Origin of the sequence: Arthrobacter sp. NPDC080073 (assembly GCF_040686575.1) — a bacterium.
Classification (GTDB): domain Bacteria; phylum Actinomycetota; class Actinomycetes; order Actinomycetales; family Micrococcaceae; genus Arthrobacter.
The window spans coordinates 34793-59917 of the sequence record NZ_JBFBKR010000008.1 but is presented as its reverse complement, the minus strand read 5'-3'; the positions used below and the strand labels follow the sequence as shown (position 1 = coordinate 59917).

The following is a 25125-nucleotide window of genomic DNA, read 5'->3' as shown; positions in this document are numbered from 1 at the left end:
ACCGGAGCATCACCACGCCTCATGACGCGGCAGTTGCCATACCGTTACCGCAGCACATAGCCGCGCATGATGGTCATGATGGCAGCTATGCTCTGTTCGCGGGTGCGCTCGGGGTTGTACGTCTGCCGGTCAAGGCCCACCACGAAGATCGCTCCGAACATCGCCGCCTCGAGGCTGCCCCGGGCAATGCCGGTATCCACGGTGTAGGTGGAGGCGACCTTTTCGATGGCCGCGCCGATCACCGCCAGCAATTCGCTGCGGAGTTCGACGAAGAGCTTGCCCCATTCGCTGGGTGTCCGCCAGTTCTCGCTGATCCAGAGCCGCGCGAAGGACGGGTAATCGTCCATGAAGTCCATGGCTTGCCCGAGCATGGCTTCCATGGCCTCGAGCGGATCGGCGTGCAGGCCTTCGATTCTCTGGAGCCGCCCGAGCATGATGTCGACGCCGTGACGCAGCAACTGGGCGATCAGATCGGACTTGCTCCCGAAGTTGTAGTAGACCGTTCCCTTCGACACTCCGGCTGCGGCCGCGATTTCGTCCACCGTAACGCCTGCTGCGCCGCGCTCGCCGATCAGCTCCATGGAAGCGTCGAAGAGCCGCTGCTTGGTCGCGTTGGTGCGGGCCGGGCGGAGCTTCTTCTCCGGGAGCCCGGGGACATCCGGCTCTTGCATGCTCATACCGCGATCTCCGGCTTCAGGGTCTTGAGGGTCCAGAACTTGTGCTTACGTACGGCCAGCGTGGAAAGCGCGGCTCCCAGCACAGTGTAGCCAAGCAGGCCCAGGACAATCGGCCAGATCATGGACAAATCGCCGCCGTAGATCAGGTGCCGCATGCCGGTCACCACGTAGCCCATCGGCATGATCTCGTGCACCACATGCAAAGGCATGGGGGTGGTTTGCCACGGGAACGTTCCGCCGGAAGACACCAATTGCAGGACCAGCAGCACCAGCACCACGAACTTTCCAGGGGTTCCCAGCAAAGCCACGATGCCCTGGATGAGGGCCGTGAACGCCATGACAGCAGCCAGCATGAACAACCACATCCATACCGGGTGGGCCGCGTTGAGCCCCAGCCCCAGGTCCACCACGAGGGTGAGGATGCTGGCCTGCAGCACGGACACCACGAAGAACGGCAGCCAGCCGCCGACGGCGATTTTCCACGACGGAGCGTTCGAGGCCAAAGCCCGCTGCGTGATGGGACGCATGGCCTGGACCAGCATGAACACGCCGATCCAGAGGGACAGCGTCAGGAAGAACGGGGCCAGGCCGGCACCGTAGGACCCTGCCTTCGCCTGCGAAACGTTGTTGACCGCGACCGGATCGGCGATCACCTTGGACACCTCGCTCTTCTGGGCGTCGTTCGGGTTCGGGACCTTGCCCGCGCCCTTCGCCAACTCGCTCGCCAAGGTGCGGGATCCGTCCGCGGCCGTGGCTGCACCGCTGGCAAGCTGCGCCGCGCCGTCGTCGAGCTTTGCGGCACCGTCGGCGAGGGCCGCCGTGCCGTTGACGGCAGACTGTTCACCCGCGGCCAGCGTCGCGGCGCCGGAGCTGAGCTGGTCCGCGCCTGTCGAGGCCTGGCCGATGGCGCCAGTAAGCGCCGGGGTGGCGCCCGCAAGTTTGGCGGCACCCGCACTGACAGCGGCCGATCCGTTGGAAAGCTGTTGGATCTGGACGGCATCGGCCGAGATCTTGGCTTTGGCGTCAGTGACCGGGCCGGACACAGCGGCAGTGTCGAAGTCCGCCATGATCTTATTGGCCTGGTCCTGCGTGATGACACCACCCGCCACGAGTCTCTGGGTGCTGCCCACGACGCGGTCGCGCGCCCCGGCGTCGAACGCCGAGAGTTGCCCGACGACGTCCTGGACTTTCGCGTTCAGCTGTGCGTTTCCGGCGGCTACTTGGGCGGCGCCGTCGGCGAGCTTTTGTGAATCGGCCGGGAGGGACGCGGTCTTGTTCTTCAGTTCGGTGAGCCCTGCGCTGAGCTGCCCGGCGCCGGCGTTCAGCTGATTGGCGCCGTCGCGCAGTTTGTATTGTCCCGCCAGAAGCTCGGACGCGCCGCTGCTGAGCTTGCTGGTGCCGTCGTGGAGGGTCGCCGCTCCGTCGCTGAGTTTGCCGACGCCGTCGGCGAGCTGGGAAGCGCCATCGGAGGCCTTGACGATGGAGGCGTGGATGGTGCCGAAGCCCGTGAGGAGTTGGTTGGCCGTTTCCTCACCGACTTCCTTGGCCACGGTGGAGTGCACCGCGGTGGTGAGCTTGTCCACGATGGTGCTGAGGAGGTAGTTGTTCGCGTCGTTGGTAGTGACGTTGAGCATCGCCTGGTTGGCGGCGTCGAAGCTGCCGGGAGAGACCAGGTTGGCTGAGAAGTCCTTCGGAATCTTCAGCGCGAAGGCGTATTTGCCGGATTCCACACCGGCGTCGGCCTTCGCCGCGGTGGTCACCCGCTGCCAGTTGAAGACGTGGCCCTCCACGAGGCTGTCGGCAACCTTCCGGCCTGCCTGCAGTTCGGGGCCGTTGGCTGGCTGGGCTCCCGCGTCCTCGACGACCAGGGCGGCGTCGATCTGGTTCAGGTTGCCGTAAGGATCCCAGTTCGCGTAAAGGTACACGGCTCCGTAGAGCAGCGGAACCATGGTCAGGGCGAGGATGGTCAGCTTAGGCAGGAGCCCGCCGGTCATGCGCTTGAGTTCGGAGCGGGCCAGCCGCAGAACAGTCACTTTGCGGTCCTTTGCAGGGTTTCGGGTACTTCTTGGGGATCTTCTTGCGCGAGCTCGAGGGGTTCGACGGCCGGCTCGGCGGGTGCCGTATGCATGATCGAGTTTCCGATCACCGCGGCAGGGCCGTCCCAGTTGTCCGGGAGGGCGGAAACGACCGCCACGACGGCGAGCGGCCGCCCGGCGTCGTACGCCAACTGCTCAAGCCTCGGAAGCCAGTCCGCAGGGTTCGCGCTGTGCCGGTCCGGGGAATCGAGCACCAGGAGGTCGAGGGCAGGGTCAGCGAGGGCGAGGGCGGTCAGTAGCTCGAGGCGGCGGTCTGCTGGAAGCTGCTCAATCCAGAGCCCGGCGATGTCCTCGAAGCGGTTGACCTTGAGCCACGGCTTGCTGAGGAGGGCGCCCCGGTAGCGGCGGGGGATGAGGGAGAGGTCTTCGGTGACGAGGTCGCGCACGCTCAAGTGCTGCTCTGGCTCGTTGACGCCGGGAGCGTCAATCAGGGCGCTTGCCGCCCGGATCTTCTTGGTCTTTGCCGAGTTGTCCCAGCTCAGGAGGCCTTTGCTTGGCTTCATCCGGCCGCTCAGCGCGAGTGCCAATGCCGTGCGCTGGTCCTGGCCGTCGCCGCTGACCAGGAGGAGTTCCCCGCGCCCGGTTTCGAGGGAAGTGGGAGGCAGAAGATCGTCCCGGCGGCCGTCGATCTGGAGTTGCTGTGCAGACAGCACAATTGGACCTTTCGCAGAACCAGTAGTCTGCTCCCAATTGTAACTGAACTGACCAGTCAGTTCAAATAGATGCTTACAGGCCGTACTTCTCCAGCAGGCGCAGCCACACCTCGCTGATCGTCGGGAACGACGGCACCGCGTGCCACAGCCGGTCCAACGGGACTTCGCCCACAATCGCGATGGTTGCGCCATGCAAAAGCTCGGCCACCCCAGGACCGGCGAACGTCGCGCCCACCAGCACCTTCCGGTCCTCGTCCACTATCAGTTGTGCCCAGCCTTGGTAATTTTTCGAATGTAGCTGGGATCCGGACACGTTGATGGGCAGTTCCACCGAGCTTGCGTTGATGCCCTTTTGGAGGGCCTGCTTGAGGCTGGGGCCCACGGATGCCACTTCCGGATCCGTGAAGACCACGCTGGGGATCGCATATTCGTCGGCTGTTTTGGCGAAGGAACTCCAGGGCTTCGGGGTGCCGTGGAGGGTTCCCTTGGCCCGGGCCACGATGGCATCGCCGGTTGCCCGCGCCTCGTACTTGCCTTGATGCGTGAGGAGGGCAGCGCCGGCCGCATCGCCAGCCGCGTAAAGCCACAGCCCGCTGGTGCCGTCGCTGGCGGCGCCCTCAACCAAGCCGCTCGAGTCCGTGGTGAGGCGCAAAGCCTTGCCGTCTTCGGCGTCGAGCCCCACGTTCTCAAGTCCCAAGTTGTCCAGGTTCGGCCGCCGGCCCGTTGCCACGAGCAACTCGTCACTGTTCAAGACCGTCCCGTCGCCGAGGGTGACGCTGAAGGCGTGGTCCGGGTCGTGTTCGACGCGCGCGGTGTCCGTCCCAAGCCGAAGATCGATGCCGTCGGCCCGCAGTCCCGCAGCAACCAGATTGGCGGCCTCCTCGGGAAAAGTACTGAGCAGCCTGCCTCGGGCAACTATTGTGACCGTCGAGCCCAGGCGGGCGAACGCCTGGGCAAGTTCGACGCCGGCAACTCCGCCACCGAGCACTATGAACCGTCCGGGGATTTGCCGTGCAGACGTGGCGCCGCGGGTTGTCCAGTACGGGACAGCGCGCAGGCCGTCGATTTTCGGGATGAGCGGCGTGGATCCGGTGGCCACCACCACGGCGTGATGGGCTTTGAGCGAGTAGCTGTTGCCGTCCTTGCCATCCACTTGGACTTCGCGGGGGCCCGTGATGCGCGCCCGGCCCCGGATGAGTTCGATGCCGGTGTCCACGAGCCACTGGACAGCTCCGTCGTCCTGCCATTTGTTGGTGAAGTAGTCGCGGTTCTCCAGGACCGGCGCCGGATCCAGGACCTTCGTGACGGAGTCCGATGCTCCGGGCACTGATTGTGCGGTATGCAAGGCAGTTCCAGGCCGAAGGAGCGCTTTGGATGGTATGCAGGCCCAGTAGGAGCATTCCCCTCCGACCAGCTCAGCCTCGACAATGGCCGCGGTAAGCCCGCCCCGGACCACTCGGTCTGCAACGTTTTCACCCACCGCCCCGGCGCCGATCACGATCACATCGAATTCCCGGATATTCTCCTCAGCCATGGGAGAAGCCTACGCCCGGAGGCAGGCTCGGTTCTGGGACCCGGGGCCGGGTTTCTAGCGGAAGTCAGGCGTGCATGGCGTCCTTGAACCAGCCCGTAATGCTGGCCGGATGGGTGATGGCGGTGCCGACGACCACCGCGAACGCCCCGGCGTCGAGGGCCTGGCGGGCCTGGGCGGGGGTGTGGATGCGCCCCTCGGCGATGAGCGGCTTTCCTAGTCCGGCGCCGGCGATCTCCGCGAGAAGCTCAAGATCGGGGCCGTCCGTCTTGGAACGCTCACCGGTATACCCGGCCAGCGTAGTGCCGATCACGTCCGCGCCGGCTTCGACGGCGGCCATTGCATCAGTGTAGGAACCGCAGTCAGCCATGACCAGAGCATGCGATTCGGCGTGGATTCCATCAACGGTTTGCTTGAGGGTCAATCCGTCGGGACGCGGACGCCGCGTGCCGTCAATAGCCACGACGTGGGCGCCGGCATTCACGACGGCGAGGGCGTGCCGGAGCGTGGGGGTGATGAAGACGCCGTCGTGGCCGTCCTTCCAGAGCCCGATCACCGGAACCTCCACAGCAGTACGGGTGAACTGGACGTCCGCGAGGCCCTGGACCCGGACGGCCGCGGCACCACCGATAACCGCCGACGCCGCCACCTGGCTGGTCGTCCGGGGATCGCGCATTGGCTCGCCCGGGTACGCCTGGCAGGAGACGATCAGCTGCGAGCGGAGGGCGTCGAGGCCATCGAGGGTCAGGATCATGGGGTGTCTCCTTGCGAGGGTATTTGGGAGTTCGGGTGTTAGTTCAGGACGAGTTTGGCCGCGCCCACAATGGCGGCGGTATTGCCTAGCGCGGCGCGAAGCACGGGAAGGTCAGCAAACGGGGCCATGAGCTCTTTGCGCAGGGCCCGTTCCATGGGTTTCCACCAGAAATCTCCTGCATCGGCCAGGCCGCCGGAAACTACGACCGTCTCCGGGTCGAGGATGTTGACGAGCCCGCCGATCGCCTGCCCGGCGGCACCCGCGCCCGCGCCGATGGCTTTGATGGCGGCAGCACTGTCAGGGGAGCCGCTGGCGGAAGCGACTTGCGCCAAGGCAAATACAGCACGGGTGTCCGGTACATCGGGGGAGCCGCCGAAACGGACGAAGGATTCATGGATGGCCGGCCCCGAAGCAATCGCCTCGACGTGACCCGACCCCCCGCACACGCACGGGAGAGCCGTGCCCTCGTGATAGGCGTACGGTGAAGCAAAGTGCCCCACATGCCCACCCACATAGCGGTGCCCCAAAACAGGAGAGCCGTCCAACACAAAGCTGCCGCCCACACCCGTCCCGAACGCCACCATCAACGAACTCGAAGACCCTGCGGCGGCCCCACGCCACGCCTCACCCAGAGCATGCGCATGCACGTCGTTGACCGCGCTGACCGACCCCCGGGGCAAGCCAAGGAGTTGCGCCAAACCGGCGGTCAACCTCGTCCCGGCCCACCCCAGAATCGCATCGGTCGCCGAAACCACTTCACCATTCACGGCATCGATGACCCCGGCCGAACCCACGCCGACACGCCCGACGTCGATTCCCTCACCCGCCGCCCGCCGCATGAGCCGCCCCACGAGCGCCCCAGTCGCCTTCAAAATGGCATCACCCCCGCCCCGGTTCAGCGTAGGAATCTGCTCCGAAAACAACACCTCCCCATCGGCCCCCACAACCCCGGCAGCAGTCTTCGTCCCACCAAGATCAACCCCGACCACGTACATCATGTTTTTGTCCTCCGGATCTCTTGCTGGGTTTTGTCTGTGGTCAGGTTAGCTGTGGTTGGTCCTGCGCCGGACTGCGCTTTATCTGTGGTCAAGTCAGTTGTGGCTGGGTCAGCGCGGACCCATCATTTCGCCGGCGCTTAGACACCTCCCGACGTTCCGCTACGGTCGCTAAGCGACCTCCGCAGAACTCTGGTCGGCGATGCGCGCCTACACGAAACAATGCGCCCGCGCTTTGCGATGTCGACTCACCGATCGGGACCTTGCCGCCCACAGCGGCACGGTACAGATCCCGGCCCCGCTACATAGGTGACCCGATCGCCCGAGTGGCGGAGGGACGGTTTTGTGTAGTCCCGCATCGCCGACCAAAGCATTGCGGAAGTCGCTCAGCGACTGTAGCAGTGCGTCGGGAGGTGTCTAAGGGACGGCAAAACTGGTCCTGCGGCACGACCCGACCATGGCAACAAGCTGAGGTGACGTCCGGCAACCCACAAGAGGCGACGTCCGGGAGGTGTCTAAGGGACGGCAAAACTGGTCCTGCGGCACGACCCGACCACTGGAACCCACCAAAGGTGACGCTGACTGCAACCCGCTTAGGTGAGCGCAGATCCGAAGCTAAGCCGCGAAGCCGGCGCCGTCCCCTAGACCAGGCCGTTGCGCTCGAGGATCGTTCGGATTGCGGTGGTTTCTTCGGCGTTCAGGGAGAGCATCGGGGCGCTCATGGTGTTGGATTCGATGATGCCCATGATTTGGAGGGCGGTCTTGAAGGCGCCCAGTCCTGCTGCACCGCCGGAGACTCGGCCGTTGGGGGTGTAGACGATGTCGAAGAGGTCGGCCAGGCGGTCCTGTTCGGCGGCGGCGGCGGTCCAGTCTCCGGCTTGGGTGGCGTCGAACAGGCGGCGGTAACCGGAGGGGTCGACGTTGCCGAGGCCGGGGACTACGCCCTGGGCGCCGGCGAGGAGGGCCCCGTCCACGACTATTTCGTGGCCAGTGAAGATGTCGAAGTTGGGGATGTCCTTGGCGGCGAGGACGAGTTGGCGGAAGGAGACGTCGTCGCCGGAGGAGTCCTTGACGCCGGCGATGACGCCGTCGCGGCCGAGGCGGACCAGGAGGTCGGTGGGCAGCTTGAAGTGGGTGCGGACGGGGACGTCGTAGGCGAAGATCGGCTTGTCTACGGCAGCGTGGATGCTGCGGAAGTGGGTTTCGTTCTCCTGGGCGTTGCCGATGGCGTAGTACATGGAGGTGACCACGATTGCGTCGGCGCCGAGGTCAACAACCTTGCGTGCTTCTTCGATGACGCGGTTGGTGGTTTGTTCGTTGGCGCCCACAATCAGGGGAACCGCACCGGCGTTTGCGTCGGCGATCGTGGAGACCACGAGTTCGCGCTCATCGTTGGTCATGTAGGGGACCTCGCCTGAGGAGCCCAACACGAAGAGGCCGGACACGCCGCCGTCGAGCAGGTGTTTGGTGACGTTCTTCAGGGACGCGGTGTCGACGCGGCCGTCTGCGTGGCGGGGGGTGATGACCGGGGGAATGACGCCCTGGAACTGAGTAGACACAGAAATCTCCGTTGTTTGGATCTGAATGGGAAAAACTTAGGTGTGGAGCAGGCTGGGCGCGGCGCCGAGCAGCTTCTTGGTGTAGTCGTTGCTCGGGTTGTCGAAGACCTGCGCGGCCGGGCCTTCCTCGACGATCTGTCCGAAGTACATGACGCAAATGCGGTCGGAGACGTAGCGGACGGTTTGGATGTCGTGCGAAATGAACACCATGCCGAGGTTCAGCTGGGTTTTCAGGTCGGACAGCAGGTTCAGGACTTGGGCGCGGACGGACACGTCGAGGGCCGACGTCGGCTCGTCCGCCACGATGATGTCCGGGTCCAGGGCGAGGGCACGGGCGATCGCCACGCGCTGGCGCTGGCCGCCGGAAACCTGCGACGGCGTGACCTCGGCAGCCGATTGCGGCAAGCCGACGAGGGCCAGTAGTTCCTTGACCTTGTCCGAGCGGGACGCGGCGTTGCCGATGCCGTGCACGTGCAAGGGATCGGTGAGGATGTCCTGGATGGTCATGCGCGGATTGAGTGCCGTGGCCGGGTCCTGGAAGACCACGGATACGGCTCGTCCGAATTCCTTGCGCATCCGGGCGTTGCGTTTGATGGCCGGTTTGCCGTGGAAGAGCACCTGGCCGGACGTCGGGACCTGGAGTCCCACGAGCACCGAAGCGAGCGTTGACTTGCCGCAGCCGGACACGCCGACGACGCCTATGGTCTCGCCTCGGCTGATGCTGAAGTCGACGCCGTTGACGGCCTTGACGATGTTGGGCCGGAAGAAGCCGCCAGTGCGGGCCCGGTGGTGGACCTTGACGTCTTTGAGTTCGATGACCGGCTTACCGGTTGAAACACTCATTTTGCGTCCTCCTTCAGGTGGCTGGCCCAGTAGTGGTCGCGGTCTGCTCCGCCACCGGCCGGTTCAACAACGGCGAGGACCAATTGCTGGTTCGGGTCGGCGTCGGGCCTCAACGAGCGGGCCGCAAAGCGGTCGCCGGGAGCGAAGTCGCGCGGGGACGGGACGGTTCCGGGGATCTGGTGGAGGCGGACGGCGTCGGCCTCGATCGACAGGACAGCGCCCAGCAAACCGCGGGTGTATTCGTGCCGGGGGTTCTGCAGGAGCTCCGAAGCCTGTGCCGATTCCACCACCTGGCCGGCGTACATGACGGTGATCCGGTGCGCCAGGGAGGCTACCAGGGCGAGGTCGTGGCTGACGAAGACCATGGCGAAGCCGAGTTGTTCGCGCAGTTCGTTGAGCAGTTTCACGACTTGCTTCTGGACGGTGACGTCGAGGGCGGTGGTCGGTTCGTCTGCCACCACGATCTTCGGCGAGCGGGAGAGCGCCATGGCGATCAGGACGCGTTGGCGCTGGCCGCCGGAGAGCTCGTGCGGGTAGCTCGCGAGCGTGCGGACGGGATCGAGCTTCACCATTTCCAGCAACTCGGCGGGGGTCTTGCGGCCGCCGCGCTTGGTCAGCTGGGTCATTTGCTCCTTGATCTTCATGGACGGGTTGAGCGAGCTCAGCGCATCCTGGTAGACCATGGCGATCTGTTCGCCGCGCAGGCCCTGGTAGGCCTTCGCATTGCTGTGCTTCGAGCCGGAATCCAGGAGTTCCTTGCCATCAAAGGTGATGGAACCGGTGATGTCGGCGGTCTTGGGCAGGAGGCCCATGATCGCGAGGGACGTGATGGACTTTCCGCAACCGGATTCGCCCACCAGGCCCATGGTTTCCCCTTCGCGGACAGTGAAGGAGACGTTGTCCACGATCGCGGTTTCGCCGAAACGGCCGGGGAAGCGGATGGACAGGTTCTTGACCTCCAGCACGTTCCGGGCATCACCGGGGACCTGGGGGAGCCGGTCCGTGCGCTTCGCCTCGATGGAAGCGAGGAGTTCGAGTTCCTTGTTCAGCAGGGCGTGGGGATTCTCCGCTGCGAGCCTCGGGTTGTTAAGGACACGAGCATCGTTCAGGACCGACGCCGCGTAGTCCTCGACGGCGTGCGGATCGCCGTTGGCGTCCCGCACGCCGTCGAGCTCATGCTGTTCCACAACGGATGGTTGGGCCACCGACGTCGCGATCTCGGTATCGATGGCGGCACCTGCCACCGCCGCGCCCGCAAAAGCAGCGGCAGCACCGTCGTCGTCCTTCACCACGGGAGCCTTGCGCAGCTTCGGGTTCACCATGGCATCGGTGAGGCCCTCGGCGAGGATGTTCAGCGCAAGCACGGTGAGCAGGATGGTGAGGCCGGCAAAGGTGGTTGCCCACCAGCCGCCCGAGAGGACCAGGTTGCGGCCGTAGGAAATCACGTTGCCCCACGACGGCGCGGGATCCTGGACTCCGGCGCCGAGGAAGGACAGCGAGGCTTCGAGGATGATGGCGTCGGCCACCATGACCGTGGCGAAAACCAGCACCGGGGCGGCCGTGTTGCGGACAATGTGCTTGAGCAGGATGTAGGGGCGGTTGGCACCCATCACCCGTTCGGCGCGGACGTAGTCTTCGCCGTATTGGGCGAGCACGTTGGCGCGGACCACGCGGGCGAGCTGCGGGGTGTAGATGATGGCGATGGCGACGATGATGGTCGGTACCGAGTTGCCGAATGCCGCCAACAGCACGGCTGCGAGGGCGATCCCCGGGAATGCCATGAGGATGTCCATGAGCCGCATGATGATCTCGTTGACGGCCTTGCTGGATGTCGCGGCGAGCGAGCCAAGCACCGCGCCGATGACGATCGCCAGGGCCACCGCGCCGAGGCCGATCATGAGCGAAGACTGTGAGCCGTAAAGGAGCCGGGAGAAGACGTCGCGGCCGAGGCGGTCGGTGCCGAAGAAGTGGTCGCCGTCCGGAGCCTGCGCCGGAATGAACGTTTCCAGGGGATCATGCGGCGCGATGACCGGCGCGAAGATCGCCGCCAGGGCGATGGCCACAAGGAACAACAGGGCAAAACGCGATCCCCAGGGGAGGGACTTGAAGCGGACGCCCGGAGCGCTGAGCCGTTCAGCAAGTCTGCTGCGCATGGCTATACCGTCCTGATTCGGGGGTTGATGAGCAGGTACAGGAGGTCCACGACGATGTTCACCAGAACGAACGTGACTGAGATGGTGAGGACCACGCCCTGGACCAGGTTGACGTCCAGGTTGGTGATGCCGTTGAGGATCAGCTGGCCCATGCCGGGAAGGGCGAAGATCATTTCAATCACGACGGCGCCGCCCAGGAGGTAGCCGATCCTGAGTCCCAGCACGGTCACCGGAGTCACTAGCGCGTTGCGCAGGACGTTCCGCGAAACCACCTCGGGATAGGGGACTCCGTTGCCGATGGCTGTCCGGACGTAGTCGCGGTCCAGTTCCTCCACCATGGAGGTGCGGACCACGCGGATAAGGGAAGCGGAGACCGGAATGCCGAGAGCGAGGGCCGGGAGCGCCATCGAGTTGAGCCAGCCGCCGAAGCCGGATTCCGGCGTCGCGATCCCGCCCGAGGGGAACAGCGGGTTGTCACCGAGCGCGAACCACTGGATGAGCAGGATGCCGAGCCAGAAGGACGGGGTGGCGATGGCCGCGATGGAGAAGATCCGGACCAGCTGGTCCTGCCACTTGTCGCGGTAAAGGGCGCCGATGATGCCGAAAACCAAGGACAGGACGACGGCGATGATCACCCCGAGGAAGGTGAGCTGGAGGGTCAGCGGGAAGGCCGAGGCGATCATGCTTGCCACCGATTTGGACGGCGGGGTGGTTACGCCGAGATCGAGCTGCAGGAGCCTGCCCAGGAAGCGGAAGTATTGGACGAACAGGGGATCGTTCAGGCCGTTGTCCTGGCGGTACTGCTGTTTGGCGGCCTCGCTGGCGCCTTCGCCGAGGGCCGTGCCGGCCTGGTCGCCTGGTGCTGCTTGTAGGACGAGGAAGACCAGCAGCGTGATGCCCAGGATCATCAAGGGCAGTGCCGCGAGCCTGCGTCCAAGCAGACGCAATATCATGACCAATTTGTTCTCCGGTTGCTTTGGTGCGGCCGCTGCGTGGCGGTCTCGCGGGGTAGTGCTTCTGAGAGGTGCGGGGACCCAACTAGCTCGCAGTAAGTGTCGTTTTGAGCCGTCTAAACGACAACAAATGCGAGCTAGTTGGGCGGCTCAGCGTGTGGTGAGGCTAGGCTGTGCGGCCGACGCCGATGAAGGACAGCCCAGTGGTGGGCAGCGGTTTGAAGCCCCAGAGCTTCTTTTCGTCCCACGCGCTGGGGAGCTGGCGGTGGAAGAGCGGGTACAGCGGAACCTCATCTGAGACGAGGTCCACGATTTGGCCGGTGATCTTCTTCGCATCGGCCGCGGAGGCCTGCGAGCCCTTGTCCATCAGGCCCTGAAGGGTGGCGCTTTCCGGAGTGGTCCAGTAGGCGCGCTTGGCCATCCACGTGGCGCCGGAGTAGAACCAGCTCAAGAGCAGGTCTGCGTCGTTGCCGAAGACGGAAGGGTCGCCCGGGGCCGCCACTACCGAGAAATCGGCCTTGCCGACCCTGTCTGAGTACAAGGCACCGGACTGCAGGTTCTTTGCGGTGACCTTGACTCCGGGGATCTTGTTCCAGGATTCCAGCATCAGCGGGGCAACGTCCTTGACCCAGGCGGTATCGGTGGTGAGCAGCTCGAATTCGAGGTTGCCCACGCCGGCCTGCTTGAGGAGGTCCGCGGCTTTCTGGGGATCGTAGCCGTAGACGTTCTTGGCCTTGACGTAATCCGGGTGGCCCTCCTGGAAGTACGACGACGCAGCCTTGGCATTGCCGAACAAGGCCTTCTTGATGATGGCGTCCTTGTCCAGTCCGTAGTGGAGGGCCTGGCGGACCAGCTTGTTGTCGAACGGGGCCTTGGCGCAGTTGAACATCAGGAAGAGCATGCCGAAGGACTGCACGGATTCAACCCGGGTCTTGGACTTGAGCCCGTCCATGTCCAGGTAGGGGACGTCTTCGATCGCCTGGACGCGGCCCGACTGGACTGCCGTGACACGTGCTGCCGCGTCCGAGAGCAAGAGCCAGGTCATGCCCTTGGCGAGTGCCGGCTTGGGGCCGTTGTAGTCGGTGAATGCTTCGAAGACGATCTTGTCGTCCTTGACGGCCGAGATCAGCTTGTAGGGGCCGGAGCCGACGGGCTTGGCATCGAATCCCTTCTGATCTGCCGAGGCCAATGCCTTCGGAACCACCTTCACCACGGAAATTCGCGGTCCGAAGCCCGGGAAGGGGTACTTCAGGGAGAACTCGACCGTCTTTGCATCGAGCGCCTTGACGTCCTTGATGAATGGGATGAACTGGGAGAACAAGGACTTGTTGGCCGGATCCATCACGCGGGTGAAGGAGTAGACAACATCGTCGGCGGTGACAGGGGCGCCGTTGTGGAACTTGGCACCGTCGCGGATGGTCACCTGGTACGTGGTGTCGTTGACCTTCTTGGGGTCGTTCGCTGCCAGCGCGTTGTAGGGCTCGCGGGTGGCGGGGTGGAGCTCCACGAGGCCCTCGAAGATGTGCAGGTTGGCGGCCTGCGGCGTGGCTCCCGAGGACGTCATCGGGTCGAAACCCGTAGACAGGGCATAGGAGATGCCTGCTTCGATGGTGAGATCCTTGTTGACCGTCGCAGTGTTGTTTGCTGCGCCCGTAGTGGTGGAGACAGGACCGCCACATGCGGACAGGGTGGCCGTGAACGCTGCCGCGGCTCCAATCGCCCCGGTCAACTTGAGGAAGTTGCGCCGGCTGGCGTCGCTGACCAGCGGCAGGTTGTTAATCGTGTTGCTCATAAGATGCCTCACCATTCAAGTTTTCTGGTTATCGGATGTAGGACATCCGATGCTCGTAAAGAAACTGTAAGGGTGGTCACATGAAGTCGTCAAGCGAGATCTGGATCACTAGTGACCCCGAGAGTGGCCGCAGGCTGCCGGCGAGGTACTGCCGATGGGTGCTGCGTCGAGGTTCACCTTGCGCGGGTTCGAACCGGGGCGCGGTCAAAAATAAAGGCGAACATCTATCAGGGAGATGGGACATCCGATATTGTATGTTGCGAAGCACTATATCCAGGGTGGGCGCTAGGCTCACCTCAACGTTAACACTGCACCGATTCCTTATCCCTGATCCTGAGAGGATCCGGGTCGGGGATGGGTACTTTTGCAAGGAGAGCCATGACCACTTCCGGTGTCGTTCCGCAGGCGCGGTTCAGCGCACAGGCCCGGCTCAGGGCCCTCCAGTCGGACATTATGGAATTGATCCTCGAACGCGAGCTCGAGGCGGGCGATCCGTTGCCCACGGAAAATGAACTCTCCGTGGCGTTGGGGGTGGGGCGCAACACCCTTCGCGAATCCCTGAAAGTGCTGCAGGCCCTGGGCGTCATCGAGATCCGCCACGGCTTTGGCATGTTCGTCGCCCCCAGCAACTTCGACGCGCTCGCAGACGGCCTGACGTTCCGTGGGCGCTTATCCCTGCGCCACCAAGGGCTTGAGGCACTGCAACTCGTGGACGTGCGCCAGGCCCTCGAATCGGGGCTGATCGGTTCTTCCATGGACGTGATGACCGCCGAGCAGCTCGCCTTGATCGAAGAATCCGTCAAGCAGATGGTGGAGCTCGCCCAGGCTGGCGAGAACTTTGTAGCCGCCGACGCCGAGTTCCACCGCCGGCTGTTCGAGCCGCTGAACAACGAGCTCCTCATCAACCTCATGGGCGTTTTCTGGAAGGTCTACCGGAAAATCCACGTGGAGATCGGCTCTGCCAACGAAGACCTTGTAGCCACAGCGGCCATGCACCGAAGCATCTACACCGCCGTCGCAACCGGGGACAAGACCGCGGCTGCCGAATTGCTCAACCGTCACTTCGACGGAATCCGCCGCCGCATCAGCGAGGCCGTCGCAGTCTAAGGCCAGGCACCCAAGCACAAGGGCCGCCGTCGTACTTTCATGAAGTACGACGGCGGCCCTTGCCTTTGCGCTGTCGACCCGGCTGCCGGCCCCTGCTTTACGGTAGGTGTCCGATTCTGCTGGATCATTCCCTTGCAGTCGGGCCATGGGCGACCGCACCAGCGTCCCCATCTTTGGTTTGGGAAAGCGTTTGCGACACGGCGAGTCTCGTCATTTGGTGGCCTTGGCGCGGCAAACATGGGAGGACCGTGCGGCCAGCCCCCAGCCTCGAGGCCGCCGCGACGGCTAGGGCAAACCCGGGCCAGAAATTTAACGAAAAAAGACCCGCACCGGGGCCGGTGCGGGTCTTGATTTGTGCGCCCAGAGGGATTCGAACCCCCGGCCTTCTGTTCCGTAGACAGACGCTCTATCCAGCTGAGCTATGGGCGCATCTTGGTGATTCTCGGAAGTTTCAAAACCGTTCCCCCCTCGAACCTCAATAAACTTTACGCGAGATCCCTGTTGGTGCCAAATCGACGCCGTGTAATCTGCCTAACTAGACCGGTCTATGTGACCTTAGTCACTAAATTTGGCCAATCTCCGATGCGGATCCTTGATTTTTAGGGGTTTTGCTCCGAAATGGTCAGGAGATCCCACGTCTGGACCCAGATTGGTCTACTCCGCGCCCCCTAGCATTTAGGACACACCACTGAACCCGAGGAAGGGAACCACGATGGGCGATCTGGCGCGACTGCCGCTGCTTGAGAAGGCACCTACTACGCATGCACGCCTGTTGGCCTGGGTGGAGGAAGTAGCCGAGCTGACACAGCCGGACCGCATCCACTGGGTTGACGGCAGTGAAGCTGAAAACAAGAAGCTGACTGACGAACTTGTCGCGGCCGGCACCCTGAAGAGGCTGAACCAAGAGCTCTTCCCCAATTCTTTCGCTGCATTCTCCGATCCCGCGGACGTAGCCCGTGTGGAAGAGCAGACCTTCATCTGCTCCGAGAAGGAACACGACGCCGGCTTCACCAACAACTGGATGGCTCCGGCTGAGATGAAGCAGAAGCTCCGCGGGCTGTTCGCCGGCTCCATGCGCGGCCGCACCATGTACGTCATTCCATTCGTCATGGGCCACCTGGATGCTGAAGATCCGAAGTTCGGCGTCGAGATCACCGACTCAGCCTACGTTGTTGCCTCGATGCGCATTATGGCACGCATCGGCACCGACGTCCTTGAGCGCATTACGCAGACCGACGCTTTCTTCGTCCCCGCGTTGCACTCCCTTGGCGCTCCGTTGGAACCCGGTCAGGCAGACGTCGCATGGCCCTGCAACCCCGACAAGTGGATCGTGCACTTCCCGGAAGAGCGCTCCATTTGGTCCTTCGGCTCGGGTTACGGCGGCAACGCCCTCCTCGGCAAGAAATGCTACGCCCTGCGCATCGCGTCAGTCATGGCCCGCGACGAAGGCTGGCTGGCCGAGCACATGCTCATCCTGAAGCTGACTTCGCCTGAGCAGAAGACCTACTACATTTCGGCGGCGTTCCCCTCGGCTTGCGGCAAGACCAACCTCGCGCTGCTCGACCCCACCATCAAGGGCTGGAAGGTCGAGACCCTCGGCGACGACATCACCTGGATGCGCTTCGGCAAGGAAGGCGAGCTCCGCGCCGTCAACCCCGAAGCCGGCCTCTTTGGCGTCGCTCCCGGCACCGGTTGGGGCACCAACCCCAACGCGATGCGAGCCATCGCGAAGGGCAACAGCATCTTCACCAACGTTGCGCTGACCGACGACGGCGGCGTCTGGTGGGAGGGCATGACGCAGGACACTCCGGCGCACCTGACCGACTGGCAGGGCAACTCCTGGACTCCCGAGTCCGACAAGCCTGCTGCGCACCCGAACTCCCGCTTCTGCACCCCGATCGACCAGATCGACATGCTGGCCGAGGAGTACTTCAGCCCCGACGGTGTGGAGCTCTCCGCGATCCTCTTCGGTGGCCGCCGCAAGACCACCATCCCGCTGGTCACCGAGGCCCGCGACTGGTCCAACGGGATCTTCATGGGTTCCACGTTGTCCTCCGAGACCACGGCTGCTGCGGCCGGTGCCGTCGGCGTCGTGCGCCGCGACCCCATGGCCATGCTGCCGTTCATCGGCTACGACGCAGGCGACTACCTGAACCACTGGGTGAATTTGTCAGCCAAGGCCAACCCGGAGCGGCTGCCCAAGATCTTCCTGGTCAACTGGTTCCGCCGCACCGCCGAGGGTGGCTTCGCCTGGCCTGGCTTCGGCGACAACGCCCGCGTCCTCAAGTGGGCCATCGAGCGGCTCGAATGCAAGGCCGACGCCGTCGAGACTCCCATCGGCTTCGTGCCGACCGGCGAGTCCATCGATCTCGAGGGCCTGGACATGACCCCAGCCGAGGTGGAAGCCGCAGTGCGCGTCGACCCCTCCGAGTGGAAGACCGAACTGGCATCGATCGAGGAATGGTACGCAAAGTTCGGCGGTTCCCTGCCGGCCGCGCTCATCTCCGAGCTCGAAGGCCTGAAGGCCCGCCTGGCCTAGGACCCCGCCGCCTCCCTCGCTTCGCTCCGCTCAGCCAGGGAAACCCCCAGCGTGGGCCTCGGCAACCGAACGACGGCGGTCCCGCACCTTGTGTCCCCAAGGTGCGGGACCGCCGTCGGCGTTTCATTGACCAGGCATTGTGCCGCGCTTGCGGCGGGAGTAGTTTTTAGAGAACCAGCAGTTCTCTAATTTTCCGGGACCGGGCCATGGATAATGCCCAGCAGCACACAGAGAAAGTCCACTCTGCCATCAGGACGGCGCTGCCCGGAATCCTGTTGGTGATGTTCCTCGGAGCTCTGGACCAAACGGTCATGGCCTCGGCCCTGCCCACCGTCGCCGGGGATCTGGGCGGCCTGGATCAGATGTCCACCATCATCACCGGCTACCTTGTCGCCGCCACAGCCGCCATGCCCCTCACGGGCAAACTTGGCGACGCTTTCGGGCGAAAACGGATCCTGCAGGGTTCCCTCATCTTTTTCATCATCGGCGCAGGACTGTGCTCGCTGGCGCAGTCCGTGCCGCAGCTCATCGCCTTCCGCGCGATTCAGGGCATCGGCGGCGGAGGGCTCATGATCGGGGCACAATCGATCATTGGCGAACTTGTCAGTCCCCGCGAGCGGGGCAAGCTTCTGGGCATTATCGGCGCAGCCTTCGTCATGGCCGCGGTTGCCGGACCTTTGGCTGGCGGCGCGGTGGTTGATCATTTCTCCTGGCGCTGGATCTTCTACTTCTATGTTCCGTTCGGATTGGCTGCCCTTGCCGTGGTGACCTTTACCCTGCGGCTCCCGGCTACTCCGCGCGGGCGACGAGTGGACTACGGAGGCGCGGCCTTACTGGGCCTTGCGATCGTGTCCGTGATCTTCCTCTCCAGCGGCGGTTACCCGGAGCAGGTTTGGGTGTCTCCGGTCCTCGGGGGTGTGGCTCTTGTGGCATTGGCGGCTTGGCTGTTCAGGGCGCGTCGCACGCCTGATCCGATCATCCCCTTGTCCCTGTTCCGGGATCCTGCCTTTGCCATACCGACTGCGGTGAGCTTCCTGGTCGGTTTTGCGATGTTCGCCACCTTGAATTACCTTCCGGCGTTCTTGCAGGTGGGGATGGGCATGTCGGCAACGGCCTCGGGCGCCATGTTGATTTCGCTGATGGCCGGGCTTCTGCTCACGACGTCGGGATCCGGCGCGCTGATCACCCTCACCGGACGCTACAAGCTGTATCCGGTGGCCGGGACGCTGCTTGCGGTTCCCGGGCTCTGGCTTTTCAGCACCATGGACTCGAGCAGCAGCCCGTGGCTCGTCCTGCTCTCCATGCTGCTTCTCGGTCTGGGAATCGGGTTCGTCATGCAGGTCATGGTACTGGTGGTGCAGAATTCCGTGGAGCGCCGGGACCTTGGTGCTGCGACATCCACGGTGACTTTCCTTCGCCAGGTGGGTGCCGCCGTCGGCGTGGCTGTTCTGGGTTCCTTGATCACGGCGCGCTTTGCCGCAGCGGTCCCGGCCCCTCTGGCGGCCGCGCTGGGCAACCGTATTAATTCCTTGACACCGAAGGCCCTGGAATCGCTGCCGGCCGCGGACCGCATCGCGGTTGCCCAGGCGTTCGGACATGCGCTTCCTCCGGTTTTCGGTTTTGCCGCTGTGGTGTTGGCTGCGGCATTCGTTTTGACGCTCTTCCTTCCCGAGCGCGAGTTGCGGACCACCGCGCACTCGGACACCGCGCTCCCGGAAACCTTCCGACGCCGCAGACAGCACCGCACGAGGAGCCGAAGATGACTGAGAAAGCCACTGCCCCCCTGGCCGATTTCTGCGCTGGGGACATCGGCAGCGCGGGCGGCAAAGGTGCCGCTTTGGGGGAGCTTGCGCGCGAGGGGTTTCCGGTGCCGCCGGGATTCATCATCACCACGAACGCCTACCTGTCCTTCCTGGCAGAAACGAAGGTGGGGCTTGAGTTGGATAGCCTGCTGTCCGGCTTGAGCGATGCCCCCGACGGCGGCGCGCGCACCGGCGCCGCCATCCGGTCCCTCTTTGCCGAGGCGCATATGCCGGGCCCGCTGCGGCAGGAGATCCTCGATGCCTACGAGAACCTGGGCGGCGGGGCGGTCGCGGTCCGGTCCAGTGCTACGGCGGAGGATCTTCCGGGAGCGGCGTTCGCCGGCCAGCAAGACACGTACCTCAACGTCATTGGCGAGGAAGATGTCATCCAGGCGGTCTCGAGTTGTTGGGCATCATTGTGGACGGACCGGGCTATGGCCTACCGGCTTAGGCAGGGAATCGACCCGCACGAGGTGGCCATCGCCGTCGTCGTACAAAAAATGGTGCGGGCCGCCATGGCGGGTGTCATGTTCACAGCGAACCCGGTCACGGGCGAGCGGGGCGAAATAGTGGTGGACGCGAACCCCGGGCTGGGGGAGGCAGTGGTCTCGGGGCGGGTGACTCCGGAGCATTATGTCCTGGACCGCTCGGGAAGGGTTCGTGGTTTCACGCCAGGTGGCCACGAGGTGGTGATCAGCGGGGCAGAGGGCGGCGGTACGAGGGAAAGGGCCGGTACGCCGGGGGGCAAGCCCGGGCTCGCCGCGGGGCAATTGGCGGAGCTGGCCCGGCTGGGCCGGGAAGCCCAACAGCATTTCGGCCGGCCGCAGGACATGGAGTGGGCCGTGGCCGGGGGCGTGCTGTATGTGCTGCAGTCGCGTCCGATGACCGCGCTCCCGCCTCAACCGCCCAGCCTCAACGCGGTCCAACGGCGAGTGGGGCCGTTCTTCGTCGAGATGTTCCAGGAACGGCCGTATCCGCTGGATGTCTCCGGGTGGATGAGCCGGGGAATCCTGGGCATGCTGCGGGAGATGGTCAGCAGCGTGGGCGTGGTCTTTCCGACGGTTGAGGAGTTGTTGCCGGAAGAGGACGGCGTGGTGGTGCAGCTCATCCCTCCGGTGCCGCGCCTGACCCTCCGGACGCTCGCCGCGCCAGTGTCTTTGCTGCGTCGGTCAAGGCATTACAATCCCCGCGAGTGGACCCAAGATCCGCGCTTCGCCCAGTTCCTTGGCGAAATCGAACGGCTCAACGGAATGGACCTCGGTCCGCTTCGGTGGCCTGCGGTCATTGAACTTGTGGAGGAGTGCTTCGGGACGATGCGGGCTATCGGGGATCTCCGGGTTTCTTACTTGCCCGGAGTCCTCGTGCCGGTGCTGAAGATGCGCTTGATGCTCCTCTTCCTCGGCAAGATGAGGCTTGCTCCTGCGCTGATCGCAGGAGCGGAAACCCGGACGAGCCAGGCGAATCGGGCGCTTGAGCGGCTCGCTTCCCTTGTGGCAGACGACCCCGGACTGTCACGCGCCTTTCGTGAAGCAGACCCCCGCCAGCTGCTGGACCAGGTCGAAAAGGATCCAGAGCATCGCGCTTTCCGGGAGGCGTTCCATGAGTTTCAGCTGGAATACGGACACCGCGAAACCACCAGCGTTGTCCTGAGCAGTTCGCCTACGTGGTCCGATGCCCCCGAGGTGGTGCTGGGGCTGGTGAAGGCCATGTCCGGAGAGCGGCATCAAACGGCCGACCAGACCGGTACAGCGATTGAGGAATTGAAGTGTCACCCGGCATTCCGCTTCGAACCGGTACGGCGAAGGGTGCTTGCGGCCGTCGAGTCCGCCCGGGCCGGAATGGCGTTCCGCGAGGATAGCCACTTCTACGCCACCAAAGCCATCCCGCCGATCCGCCGAGCCTACCGGGAGCTCGGCCGACGGCTCGTGCTGGCTGGCGTGGTCGACGCACCGGACGACATCTATCACCTGCGGTTCGAGGAATTGGAGTCCATCACAGACAACGACGACGGCGCGCTGCCGGCTACGCTGCGTGACCGTTACCGGCCGCTGGTGCTGGCACGGGCGGCGAAACGGAGGGAGCTGGAGGGCATCCCGCTGCTTGACCCGGTTTTGCTCTTCGGCCGAGGCCGCCAGGTTGACGGAGCCCTTGTCTCCGGTACCCCGGCCAGCCGCGGCCAGGCAAGCGGGCTTGTCCGGGTGATCCGGGGGCCGGCCGAGTTCGGCCAGCTCCGCAGCGGCGAAATCTTGGTCTGCCCATACACCAACCCTTCGTGGACGCCGTTGTTCCAACGTGCCGCGGCGGTTGTGGTGGATGCCGGAGGGCTCGGCTCGCATGCGGCGATCGTGGCCAGGGAATACGGAATTCCGGCAGTCATGGGCACCGGTTCGGGGACCAGCACCTTGGCCGACGGGCAGCGGGTGCTCGTGGACGGAAGCCTGGGAGTGGTCCTGCCGGCTGCGTCGCCGGGGAATGTTTGACATGCCGAAGCAACAGGACCATCGCAAGCTGCCGCGCCGGCGCGGAGCTGCCCTGAACAGTGCAATTTTCGAAGCAGTCCGGGCGGAGATCGCCGAATCCGGATACGCCGCGCTGACCATGGACAGTGTCGCCGAGCGCGCCAGGGCGAGCAAAGCCTCGCTCTACCGGCGGTGGCCCGGGCGGGCAGCGTTGGTGCTCGAGGCAGCCTACGATGCCATGCCCAGCCCGTCGTCCGCGCCGGATACGGGTAGCCTGCGCGGGGACGCCCTGGCGATCCTGCGGCTTGTAGCGCAACAGCTGGAAGGAGCAGTGGGCCAGGCCATGCGCGGGCTGCTAGGGGAGGCGCTCCAGAACCCATGGGTGGCCGCAGAAGTCCACGAGTACACGCGGGGCAACGTCGGGAAGATCATGCGAGCCATCATTGAGCAGGCCGCGGCGCGCGGCGAATGCGATCCCAGCGTGGCCACGGAGACGAGGATCGAGGCCGGCCCCGCTTTGTTGCGGCAGCGGTTCATCTTCTCTGGAATGCCCATCGATGATGATTATTTGGTGCGGGTAGTGGACGAGGTGATGCTGCCGCTGCTGGGTGCCGGTCCGCCGGGGGTGGTGGTCGGCCCGCCGGGGGTGCCGGGCTGACCCAACTGACTCGCATTAGTTGTCGTTCTGGGGTCTCTAAACGACAACCAATGCGAGTCAGTTGGCGAGCCAGAGACTTTGTAATGGATTCTCGTGGTGGTGTGCAATGGGGGACAGGACTTTACAAGCCGTGCCTACAGTTCGGGGCGTAACCCGATCGCGTGGAATGCCGGCGCCATTTGCCGCAGGTGCGGCAGGGAGGAGACGACGACGTCGTCCAGCTCCCGGTAGAAGGCTTCCCTCGCGCGAGCCAAGGCATGACGCAAGCCGCACTCCGTGATCAGGGGGCAGTCACCATGGGGGGATTGGCACTCGGCGGGGTCGAGCCTGGTGTTCAGTACCCGCAGGATCTGGCCAACGGTGGCTCGCTGTCCGGCGGCGCTGAGCCGGGATCCGCCCTTGCGGCCGCGCTCGACGTCGATGAGGCCCAGCTCCCGGAGCCGGACAATGGCCTTGCTGACGTGGTGGTAAGGAGTCCCCACGGCGTCTGCGATGTTCTGGGTCGTCAGGAGTTCTCCTGCGGGCGCGGACGACAGAACCAAGAGCGCACGCAGGCTCACATCCGCGAAGGCATTGATCTTCATGCCCTCAAGCTTACGGAGTGGGGTCTAGTCCACCCATACGAGGGGTTCATTGGTGTCGGCTTCGGCGTTGTCAAAGGTGAAGCCTTCGGCGGTCAGGACATAAGGGACAACGGCTGCGAGGAGACCACCGCTGCGATGCTCAGCCGCGGCGTGGATCCCGTCCGAGCCGTGTTCCGGAAGGATTACATCGCTCGCAATCGCCACCGCACGGTATTCGTCACGGCCTTGACGCAGCAATTCGAGGATGTCTGCCAGCATCGACTCTGTGTCGACGTTTCCCTCCTCGTCCGGCTCTTCAGGCGTTACGAACAGGACCCGAAGTTCGTTGTCCTCGGCGAGCGTTACTGCGAAGGGCAGGAAGCCACCGTTTTGTTCCAGGTGTTCCTGCGCTGTTGCCAAGGCGGCCCCAAGCGTTTCACGCACTTCGCGGAGTTCAAGTTCCTCTGTGTTTTCGAGGCCGTCGATCTGGGGATTCATGCTGATGCTCGCCTTCGGGGCTGCCGGCTAGGACCGGACGATTGCGAGGACGCGGTCCCGCACCTTTTCCATCGTGGCAACATCCTTCGCCTCGGCGTTCAGCCGCAGGAAAGGCTCTGTGTTGGACGGACGCAGATTGAACCACCAGCTGCCGTCCTTCGCGGTGAAGGTGCTGCCATCCATGGTGTCCACGTCGACGTCTTCGCCATCAAATTCGGCGCGGACCCGCTCAATGGCTCCCGCCTTGTCTTCGATTTCGGAATTGATTTCACCGGAAGAGACATAAGGCTCGTACTGGCGGCCAAGGTCGGACAGCGGGCCATCCTGCTCGCCCAATGCCGCCAAGACGTGCATGGCCGCGAGCATGCCGGTATCCGCGTTCCAAAAATCGCGGAAGTAGAAGTGCGCCGAGTGTTCGCCGCCGAAGACCGCTCCTTCTTCGGCCATGACAGCCTTGATGAATGAGTGCCCCACACGCGTGCGCACGGCCCTGCCACCATCCGCCGCCACGAGCTCCGGGACGGCCCGCGAGGTCAGCAGGTTGTGGATGATCACGGGGGTCTTTTCACCCGCGGCCTGTGCGCGGGCGATTTCCCGGCGCGCAACCATCCCGGTGATGGCAGACGGCGACACGGGTTCGCCCTTCTCATCAATCACGAAGCAGCGGTCGGCGTCGCCGTCGAACGCCAGGCCGATATCTGCACGTTGCTCGATGACTGCGGCTTGCAGATCGCGAAGGTTTTCGGGCTCAAGCGGATTCGCGGGGTGGTTCGGGAACGAGCCGTCCAGCTCAAAGTAGAGGGGGACGATCTCGAACGGCAGGGCAGGAAGCAACTGGTCACCAAGGACTGCGGGAGTAGTCAGCCCGGCCATGCCGTTTCCTGCGTCGACGACGATCTTCAGCGGACGGGAGCCCTTGAGGTCAACCAGGCCGCGCAAGTACTCGGAGTAGTCCTTCAGGACATCGCGGGTGCTGATCTTGCCTTGCACATCTGCAGCAGGGATGCTTCCGCTGTTGAGGTAGTTCTCCGCCAGCGCCTGGATTTCCTTGAGGCCTGTTTCGGAGGAGATCGGCTGGGCGCCGGCCTTGGACATCTTGATGCCGTTGTACTCGGCAGGGTTGTGGCTCGCGGTGAACGTGGCACCGGCCGCATTGAGGGCACCGCAAGCGTAGTAGAGCTCGTCGGTGGAGATGAGGTCCAGGAGCTGGACATTGGCGCCGCGGCGCGCGGCGCCGTCGGCGAATGCCTTGATGAATTCGGGAGATGACGGGCGCATGTCGCCGCCAACCAGCACGGTCTCCCCGGCGAGGCCGAGGGTGTCGACGAAGGCCGCGCCGACGGATTCCACGATGTGGGATGTGATCGATTCGCCGACGATTCCCCGGACGTCATAGGCCTTGAAGGAAGCCGAGAGGTCAAATGTCTTGTTCTGCTCGCTAGTCACGGGCTCAATCTTACTGTGGAGCGGGGTGGTCACTGCGCCGAAAGGTC

General features: G+C 64.3%; 19 protein-coding genes and 1 tRNA gene. 5 read left to right on the top strand and 15 right to left on the bottom strand.

What is annotated here, in order from left to right; all coding sequences use genetic code 11:
- Positions 1 to 44 precede the first annotated feature (44 nt).
- The 11 genes from AB0O52_RS11260 to AB0O52_RS11210 form a co-directional block, all read right to left on the bottom strand.
- A complete protein-coding gene (locus AB0O52_RS11260) occupies positions 45 to 677 on the bottom strand; it encodes a TetR/AcrR family transcriptional regulator (protein WP_364537543.1) in 633 nt (210 codons plus the stop codon).
- Positions 674 to 2710, bottom strand: coding sequence for a YhgE/Pip domain-containing protein (locus AB0O52_RS11255; RefSeq protein WP_364537541.1), 2037 nt, complete (start codon positions 2708 to 2710; stop codon positions 674 to 676). Before AB0O52_RS11255 ends, AB0O52_RS11260 begins: the two co-directional genes overlap by 4 nt.
- Positions 2707 to 3426, bottom strand: a complete 720-nt coding sequence (locus AB0O52_RS11250) for an ABC transporter ATP-binding protein (RefSeq protein WP_364537539.1) — start codon at positions 3424 to 3426, stop codon at positions 2707 to 2709. Before AB0O52_RS11250 ends, AB0O52_RS11255 begins: the two co-directional genes overlap by 4 nt.
- Before the next feature lie 73 nt (positions 3427 to 3499).
- A complete protein-coding gene (locus AB0O52_RS11245; protein WP_364537537.1) occupies positions 3500 to 4960 on the bottom strand; it encodes an NAD(P)/FAD-dependent oxidoreductase in 1461 nt (486 codons plus the stop codon).
- Positions 4961 to 5024: 64 nt separating this feature from the next.
- A complete protein-coding gene (locus tag AB0O52_RS11240) occupies positions 5025 to 5711 on the bottom strand; it encodes an N-acetylmannosamine-6-phosphate 2-epimerase (protein ID WP_364537535.1) in 687 nt (228 codons plus the stop codon).
- Positions 5712 to 5749: 38 nt separating this feature from the next.
- On the bottom strand, positions 5750 to 6709 hold the full coding sequence (locus tag AB0O52_RS11235) for an ROK family protein (protein WP_364537533.1): 960 nt from the start codon (positions 6707 to 6709) through the stop codon (positions 5750 to 5752).
- Between the two features lie 638 nt (positions 6710 to 7347).
- Entirely contained in the window at positions 7348 to 8265 is a 918-nt protein-coding gene (locus AB0O52_RS11230; RefSeq protein WP_364537531.1) for a dihydrodipicolinate synthase family protein, read from the bottom strand.
- A gap of 36 nt (positions 8266 to 8301) precedes the next feature.
- On the bottom strand, positions 8302 to 9108 hold the full coding sequence (locus AB0O52_RS11225) for an ATP-binding cassette domain-containing protein (RefSeq protein ID WP_364537529.1): 807 nt from the start codon (positions 9106 to 9108) through the stop codon (positions 8302 to 8304).
- Positions 9105 to 11261, bottom strand: coding sequence for a dipeptide/oligopeptide/nickel ABC transporter permease/ATP-binding protein (locus tag AB0O52_RS11220; protein ID WP_364537527.1), 2157 nt, complete (start codon positions 11259 to 11261; stop codon positions 9105 to 9107). The genes AB0O52_RS11225 and AB0O52_RS11220 overlap by 4 nt, the downstream gene beginning before the upstream one ends.
- Positions 11262 to 11263: 2 nt before the next feature.
- Complete coding sequence (locus AB0O52_RS11215) at positions 11264 to 12214, bottom strand: ABC transporter permease (protein ID WP_364537525.1); 951 nt, start codon at positions 12212 to 12214, stop codon at positions 11264 to 11266.
- A 166-nt stretch (positions 12215 to 12380) separates the two neighbouring features.
- Positions 12381 to 14021, bottom strand: coding sequence for an ABC transporter substrate-binding protein (locus AB0O52_RS11210; protein ID WP_364537523.1), 1641 nt, complete (start codon positions 14019 to 14021; stop codon positions 12381 to 12383).
- Positions 14022 to 14384: 363 nt separating this feature from the next.
- Between AB0O52_RS11210 and AB0O52_RS11205 the strand changes: the two genes are divergently transcribed.
- Positions 14385 to 15113, top strand: a complete 729-nt coding sequence (locus AB0O52_RS11205) for an FCD domain-containing protein (protein WP_364537521.1) — start codon at positions 14385 to 14387, stop codon at positions 15111 to 15113.
- A 355-nt stretch (positions 15114 to 15468) separates the two neighbouring features.
- On the opposite strand, the gene AB0O52_RS11200 is transcribed toward AB0O52_RS11205, so the two are convergent.
- Positions 15469 to 15542, bottom strand: a tRNA-Arg gene (locus AB0O52_RS11200).
- 283 nt (positions 15543 to 15825) lie between these two features.
- Here AB0O52_RS11200 and AB0O52_RS11195 point away from each other — a divergent pair.
- From AB0O52_RS11195 to AB0O52_RS11180, 4 genes are all read left to right on the top strand, one after another.
- Positions 15826 to 17652, top strand: a complete 1827-nt coding sequence (locus tag AB0O52_RS11195) for a phosphoenolpyruvate carboxykinase (GTP) (protein ID WP_364537519.1) — start codon at positions 15826 to 15828, stop codon at positions 17650 to 17652.
- A 206-nt stretch (positions 17653 to 17858) separates the two neighbouring features.
- Positions 17859 to 19415, top strand: a complete 1557-nt coding sequence (locus AB0O52_RS11190) for an MFS transporter (protein ID WP_364537517.1) — start codon at positions 17859 to 17861, stop codon at positions 19413 to 19415.
- Entirely contained in the window at positions 19412 to 21934 is a 2523-nt protein-coding gene (locus AB0O52_RS11185; protein ID WP_364537515.1) for a PEP/pyruvate-binding domain-containing protein, read from the top strand. Before AB0O52_RS11190 ends, AB0O52_RS11185 begins: the two co-directional genes overlap by 4 nt.
- 1 nt (position 21935) lies before the next feature.
- Positions 21936 to 22571, top strand: coding sequence for a TetR/AcrR family transcriptional regulator (locus tag AB0O52_RS11180; RefSeq protein WP_364537513.1), 636 nt, complete (start codon positions 21936 to 21938; stop codon positions 22569 to 22571).
- Between the two features lie 134 nt (positions 22572 to 22705).
- On the opposite strand, the gene AB0O52_RS11175 is transcribed toward AB0O52_RS11180, so the two are convergent.
- The 3 genes from AB0O52_RS11175 to AB0O52_RS11165 are packed head-to-tail and all read right to left on the bottom strand — an operon-like array spanning position 22706 to position 25078.
- On the bottom strand, positions 22706 to 23155 hold the full coding sequence (locus AB0O52_RS11175) for an Rrf2 family transcriptional regulator (RefSeq protein ID WP_364537511.1): 450 nt from the start codon (positions 23153 to 23155) through the stop codon (positions 22706 to 22708).
- Between the two features lie 24 nt (positions 23156 to 23179).
- Positions 23180 to 23632 carry a hypothetical protein gene (locus AB0O52_RS11170; protein ID WP_364537509.1) on the bottom strand — a complete coding sequence of 151 codons (453 nt, stop codon included), beginning with the start codon at positions 23630 to 23632 and terminating at the stop codon, positions 23180 to 23182.
- A 27-nt stretch (positions 23633 to 23659) separates the two neighbouring features.
- Complete coding sequence (locus tag AB0O52_RS11165) at positions 23660 to 25078, bottom strand: phosphomannomutase/phosphoglucomutase (protein ID WP_364537507.1); 1419 nt, start codon at positions 25076 to 25078, stop codon at positions 23660 to 23662.
- Positions 25079 to 25125: the final 47 nt, after the last annotated feature.